Origin of the sequence: Microbacterium allomyrinae, from assembly GCF_020682705.1 — a bacterium.
Lineage (GTDB): Bacteria > Actinomycetota > Actinomycetes > Actinomycetales > Microbacteriaceae > Microbacterium > Microbacterium allomyrinae.
In genome coordinates, this window is record NZ_JAGTTN010000018.1 from 1 (window position 1) to 786 (window position 786).

Genomic DNA, 786 nt, shown 5'->3' on the forward strand with positions numbered 1-786 from the left:
CCGGTTGTGACGGGTACGGCGGTGTATTACCAGGCTCCTTCGGGGTGGTCTGCGGCGAATATCCACTATCAGGTGGGTACGGGTGCGTGGACGACGGCGCCGGGTGCGGCGATGACCGCTGTCGATGGTTTCCCGGGCTGGTTCCAGGCGACTGTGCAGGCCGAGGCCGGCCAGACGATCAACGCGGCGTTCAACAACGGTTCGGGCGCGTGGGACAACAACGCGACGAAGAACTACGCGATCCCGTCCGGCGGTGACAAGTCCGTCTCCGGCGGGCTGGTGACCTCGGGCAAGCCCGAGAAGGGCGACCCTCTGGCGGGAACGCTGACGCTGTACTACAAGCCGGCTGGCTGGACGACGGCATACGCGCACTACCAGGTCGGGTCGGGCACGTGGACGACCGCACCGGGTAAGCAGCTGACCGCGGTCGCGCAGTGCACGGCCGGTGCTGGCTGGTTCACGACGACGATCGAGACCGGTTCGGCGGCGAATGTGACCGTCGCGTTCAACAACGGTTCGGGCGCGTGGGACAACAACGCGTCCAAGAACTACACGCTGACCACGAAGGTCGCGGCCGTCAGCGGCGGTGCAGTGTCGTTCAAGGATCCCTGCGCGACCACGCCCACCCCGACGCCGACAGCGACCCCGACGTCCACTCCGACGCCGACGCCGACGAACCCGACCAACGTCCCGGGCCTTCCGGGCGGGGTGACGGCTGCTTCGGCATCGTCGACCTCGGTCGCGGTGTCGTGGACCGCGGTCTCGGGTGCCACGAAGTACGAGATC

At 67.8% G+C, this 786-nt stretch carries 1 protein-coding gene; it reads left to right on the forward strand.

The window, feature by feature from the left end:
- Positions 1 to 21: 21 nt before the first annotated feature.
- Positions 22 to 786: carbohydrate binding domain-containing protein (locus KEC57_RS18795; RefSeq protein WP_308187618.1), on the forward strand; the 765-nt coding region annotated here is incomplete at its 3' end.